Source organism: Moorena sp. SIO2C4 (assembly GCF_010672485.1).
Taxonomy (GTDB): domain Bacteria; phylum Cyanobacteriota; class Cyanobacteriia; order Cyanobacteriales; family Coleofasciculaceae; genus Moorena; species Moorena producens.
This window is the reverse complement of sequence record NZ_JAAHGN010000496.1, coordinates 1-5,358: the sequence shown is the minus strand read 5'-3', so window position 1 is coordinate 5,358 and position 5,358 is coordinate 1. Positions and strand designations below refer to the sequence as shown.

Sequence of the window (5,358 nt, the reverse complement as noted above, 5' to 3'; positions counted from 1 at the left end):
TAGATGGACTTGGGCCCCCGGGGATAATGTGTTTTGTTAAGTGTTAAGTGTTAAGTGTTGACTGTTGACTGTTAAATGTTGATCGTTGAGAGTTGACTGTCAACAGCCGACAAGTTAGCTTGATTTTTATCGAATGCAACTTGATATGAGATGCTTAACAAAAAACTTTCCCTGACCGCGCTTACAGGTATTATCCTAATCCTGAGTGCTTGCAATCTGATTAGCAAACCCCCTGAACCCAAACCAATTCAGTCTCCTGCTAATGTCCAGACTAAGCGAGAAGACTATAAAGCCATTGACCTAGCCAATAAGGCAAAACCGGATCAACTGATTGGTGCCGATCCAAAAGCGATCGCATTATCTACCTTTGGTCAAAACCAATCGTTGATTGAAGGAAACTTTGATCAACAGGTCAAGGTAGATTATCCTCAACCTGATCAAGCGGTAGTCACCATCACTCAAACGGGTTTACCGGATGACTCTGTACGTGGCATCCGGTATCGTATTGAGTTATCACCCAAGGAATCAGCCCAAACTGGCAAAAAGTGGCAGATCATGTGGGTTGGTCAACAGTTTACCTGTCGAGAGGGACGGGGTCATCAGGATTGGTCAACGGAATTTTGCCAGTAATGGCTGGGTCAATGGCAAAGGCGTGAAAGACAATACAGAGATTTTTAAACAGGGATACACGGATAATCAGATATCCGTGTATCCCTGTTTATTCATGTCCTGTGTTTCCGTTAAATATCACCGCGAATCTCTTCGATAACCCCATCCCGCAGCAGAATTTCCACGTTCATCTTTTTGACTAGGTTATCTCCTTCTTCCACCCTGAAGAAGCTTTCTAGCTGACCTTGACTAACTTCCTGGTCGAGTTCGAGGGTTTGGACTTGTTGTAGTTGCTGAAGTTGCTGGTTTTTCTGCTCTAGCAGTTCACTTTTCTTTTGATTGACCTGGGTTTGAATGCTTTCAATTTGTTGCGATACCTGAGGACCAGGAGGATTCACGCTCTGGTTTTTAATCTCAGCGATCGCTTTTTGTCCCTGCAGATCAATCTGTTGCAGTTGGCCGTCGAGTTGGTTGATTTGATTTTGTAGTTGTTGCTGAACCTCTTCCTTCCATCGAGGGGTAACGATGGCTTTGATATTAATTGGCCGTTTCAAGAGTAAGTTCTTATTAGAGTCGTCCATATGCGTTCCACTATGTAACTTTGAGGGATTGAGAGTTTGACTGGTGATATTGCTCAATAATTCTTCAAAAGAAGATTGAGGTTCAGTCTCAAGGTTTGAGGCCCGCACCTCTAAACCTTCTAACGTTTTAACAGAAACTCGCGGAATTCCCCACCTTCTTTGAAGGTGGGGATGGATAGCGAGACTACGGAGGCGCGCTTTCCGCTTGAAGAATTAAATTACGGGGTCGCGCCTCAACTTACGACGATTCGTGATATAATCAACTTGGTCGTTGACCCGCCTGACTGACTAAAAGGCTACCTTATCAAAGGTGTACAAAGTACGCTTCAGAGCTCAGGGTCAGAAGTTACCGCAAGAATAAGGCAGCCTTTATGGTTTGTCGGCTATGGGTAAAAGGGTTAAAACTTTATGATTAAGGCTGCCTTATTCTAAGGTTTAGTCTCCCGGAAGAGACTTGCCCCGGCTGGTTAGCCATAGAGCTGTAATTCCATGGTAAGTCTGTCGTAAAAGTTATACGTCGATAGAAGGCGGATGTCTGCCTGTGGACGCCTCGTCAACGACCAATTCCAGCAGGCGCGCTTTCCTAGGCCGGGTTCCCCGGCCTAGGAAAGCGCCTCTGGTTTAGGCGTCGGGGACGCGCGCGGGAAACCCGAACGCGCCCCGCGTCGGCTTTGCCGATAAGACGAATAAGACCGTCCCTGAATTGACCTGAGAATGCGAGCAATCCCATGACCTTTGGTCAAGCCGGTTGGGGTACTTCACGCAAACATCCCGTCAATGATAGCGCGATAGCGTTCTGTGACTACAGGTCGTCGGATTTTAAAGGTTTGAGTCATCATGCCATTTTCCTGGGAAAACGGCTCTAGAATCAGCCTAAAGGTGCTGATGCGGTCATCTTGGCGATAACCTGGTCGATTTTGGACTTCTCGGTTTAATTCAGTCCGGTATAACGTCTGAACCTCTTTAGTATTTAAATCAACATCTTGAGCGAATACATCAAGGGTAAGATTTTGAGCCGCTGCCCACCCTTGCAAGGCATCTAGATTTGGTACTATTAAGGCACCCAATGCCTTTTGGTCTTGACCCACTAGCATAATCTGGTCAATGTAAGCACTGCGCAAACAAGCATCTTCTATTGGTTGTGGCTCGATATTTTCTCCATTGGTCAGAACTATAGTATCTTTTGCTCTGCCAGTGAGGACTAAATCATTCTGGGGGGTCACCCAACCTAAATCCCCTGTATCAAACCACCGGTCTCGATCAATTGCCTTAGCGGTAGCTTCTGGTTTGTGATAATATTCCTGCATCACCTGTGGTCCTTTTACCATCACCAAGCCGGTTTGACCTTGGGGTAAAGGCTGATGAGTCTCAGGGTCAACAATCCGGATTTGAGTTTCCGGTAAAGGTGGTCCAGCACTAAAACGCAGGTTACGATAGGAACGCCGGGCATTAGTAACGGGAGATGTTTCGGTTAAGCCATAGCCGACTAGGACTTCGACACCAATAATCTCAAAGAAGTTATCCAGGTGCCTCGCTAAGGAACCCCCACCACTAATGACTTGCTTGATTTCTCCCCCAGTGGCTTCCCGGACTTTTTGATAAACTAGTTTATTAGCCAATTGATGAACCGGCCATAAATAGGAAGCTTGCACTGTGGCCAATAGTTTTTGGATGGGTGAAGGATTTAAATTATCTAAGGTCAACCCCTGAGCAAGCCGCCGTGCCTCAATGTAGCGTTGACTGAACCCTAGCAGGTTTTGGACTAATTTCTGCTTACCTTCCGGTTGCTCACGAAACTGCTTTTGCACCCCCTCATAAATCGATTCCCACAGTCGGGGTACTCCGACCATAAAGTTAGGTTTGAAGGTTTTAAGGTCTTTTTTGACATGGCGCAGGTTGGTGTAAATCTGGGTGGAACCCTGAGATAATAGAAAATACTCCGCTGAGCGTTCGTAGGCGTGCCAGGTAGGCAGGATAGAAAGAACGCGATCGCTTTTTTGGATTTCTATTACTGTACCAAGGGTGTTGACCTGATGCAGGAGATTACCATGGCTCAGCATCACCCCTTTGGGTTTGCCTGTGGTACCAGACGTATACAGCAGAGTTGCCAAGGTTTCCCGGTTGTGGTTAGCTTTGGTAACAGACCGAGATGCCCCGGCTTCCATGAGTTGAGTATAGTTAACAATCTGTCGGGATGATCCGGTCGATAGTGGTTGTTCTTCAGAAAGGAGAATCACTAATTCAATCGGTAGCCCATCCAAGCGATCGCCTAATTTTTCCAAAGTTTTGAGGTGTTCTACTACCAGAGCCGTGCTACCGCTATCTTGGAGAATATAAAGCAATTCCTGCCGTTCTGCTTGACCTGAGCGCACCACATTTACTGCTCCTGCAGTCATGATCCCCTGATCGGCAACTAGCCATCGAGGAGAGTTATCAGCAAATAAAGCAATTCGGGTAGGAATACCCTTCTCATCGAGTTTTGGCTGGAAACCTAGGGATTGTAATCCAGCCGCAAATTGCTCGATTTGCTCGTGCAACTGGGTATAGGTTAGGGTCGAGGCTGGAGCACCATGAGCTCCCACAGCGTGAGGGTCTTGCAGAGCAATGATTGACCCAAACCGTTGGGCAGCAAGGGGCCATATTTCTGGTATCGACTTTAGTGAAGAGTAATCAGCAACACGCTTGAGGTAAACTCTCTCTTGTTGTCTGAGGCGTTCTGCATACTGGTTTTTCGACATTCATCAACTCCCTGATTGTAATGGTAGCTCTTTCTACCATACTCTTATGCTCAGAGGTGATTGGGGGTGTTGAGTGGACACAATTGTTTCTGTCTTAGTTTCTGTGTAAGCATTCAGCCGTCAGCCGTCAGCCTTTGGCTCACGCTACTGATCGGTGCTTTCCGTAACTCAGCATTATTCGAATGCTTACCTGTTTTATTCAAAAGCACCGATCAGTAGCACCATCTGTAGCGCATTAGCTGATATAGCACTACGCATTCAGACGTTTGACATTCCTAAACTCCGAAACTTAGTCATAGCTTACTTTTGACTTCTGACGCAAGTTCCTTTAAGCTTGCGCGTAGCGCTATAACTGCTAGCTGATAGCTGATAGCTGACGGCTGAATGCTTAAGTCACCCGAGTCACCCCATGACCTGATCACCTGATTACCCCAGCATCCTATACCCTAAGCATGAGCGATCGCGTGGTAATCTCAGTAAAAATTCATGGTGTACTACTCGAAAAATTCATCTGGCATGAGTTTAATAGCATCTAAGGGTGAGGCAAGGGATTGTACCGTTGCTTACCTGAAGACAAATTGGAGCAAAAGCCTGCAACAGCGCGTTAATTCCAAATTCCCTATTGTAGCTTCCCTATAGCCTAAACGAATAATATAGCAGTCGCCAGCGATGCAGCGCGGTCTTGGGGGTTTCCCCCACTCGCGCTTTGCATCAAGACAGGGCAGTTAGGACATGACAAAAGTCTCAAACCTAAGTAAGCGCAAGAGTTTGACTTCTGACAAAGGACTTCTGACTTCTGCTATAAATCGCGGCTAGACATAGGCGAAGCCTTCTTGAAGATGACAAAGTCCGCACTTCGCTGACTAGATGATCAAAATAATCAACGGGGTTTTGAACCGGGATTTGGTATCAGAGGATACATGAATTTTGTAGCATTAACGCTCAACTGAGGAACTATACTGGTTCAGAATTAGTTTTCAATTTCCACCCTACTATCAATAGCATTACCATCTTTGCCAAGTAAAGGATTCTGATGACCTATCTCGAAACAACTGCTGAATTTTATTCTGAAGTCGCCCAAACACCCCAAGTTGGTTTGTGTTGTGTCCAAAGTAGCCCCTTACAACTGCCAGGACTGAAAATTCCTCCAATGATGGCGGATATGAATTATGGCTGCGGTACGACGGTACATCCCACGGAACTCAGCAATCAGCCGACTGTCCTCTATGTCGGTGTTGGTGGTGGTTTAGAGTCGTTACAGTTTGCTTATTTTTCCCAACGTCCAGGGGGTGTGATTGCTGTTAAGCCAGTTCAGGCCATGCGGGAGGCGGCTACCCGTAACCTGAAGATTGCTGCTCAAGACAATTCCTGGTTTGACCAGAGTTTTGTGGAAATTCGGGAAGGGGATGCCTTTGCCCTACCTATGCCAG

General features: G+C 46.5%; 3 protein-coding genes and 1 pseudogene. 2 read left to right on the top strand and 2 right to left on the bottom strand.

What is annotated here, in order from left to right:
* Nucleotides 1–150: 150 nt before the first annotated feature.
* Nucleotides 151–630 carry a hypothetical protein gene (locus F6K20_RS22825; RefSeq protein WP_008190412.1) on the top strand — a complete coding sequence of 160 codons (480 nt, stop codon included), beginning with the start codon at nucleotides 151–153 and terminating at the stop codon, nucleotides 628–630.
* Nucleotides 631–740: 110 nt separating this feature from the next.
* Here the strand turns inward: F6K20_RS22825 and F6K20_RS22820 are convergent, their stop codons facing one another.
* Entirely contained in the window at nucleotides 741–1,190 is a 450-nt protein-coding gene (locus F6K20_RS22820) for a YlqD family protein (protein ID WP_044495479.1), read from the bottom strand.
* A 758-nt stretch (nucleotides 1,191–1,948) separates the two neighbouring features.
* Nucleotides 1,949–3,928, bottom strand: a complete 1,980-nt coding sequence (locus F6K20_RS22815) for an AMP-dependent synthetase/ligase (protein WP_008190408.1) — start codon at nucleotides 3,926–3,928, stop codon at nucleotides 1,949–1,951.
* Between the two features lie 1,033 nt (nucleotides 3,929–4,961).
* Here F6K20_RS22815 and F6K20_RS22810 point away from each other — a divergent pair.
* Nucleotides 4,962–5,358, top strand: a pseudogene (locus F6K20_RS22810) (arsenosugar biosynthesis arsenite methyltransferase ArsM); the annotation flags it as partial.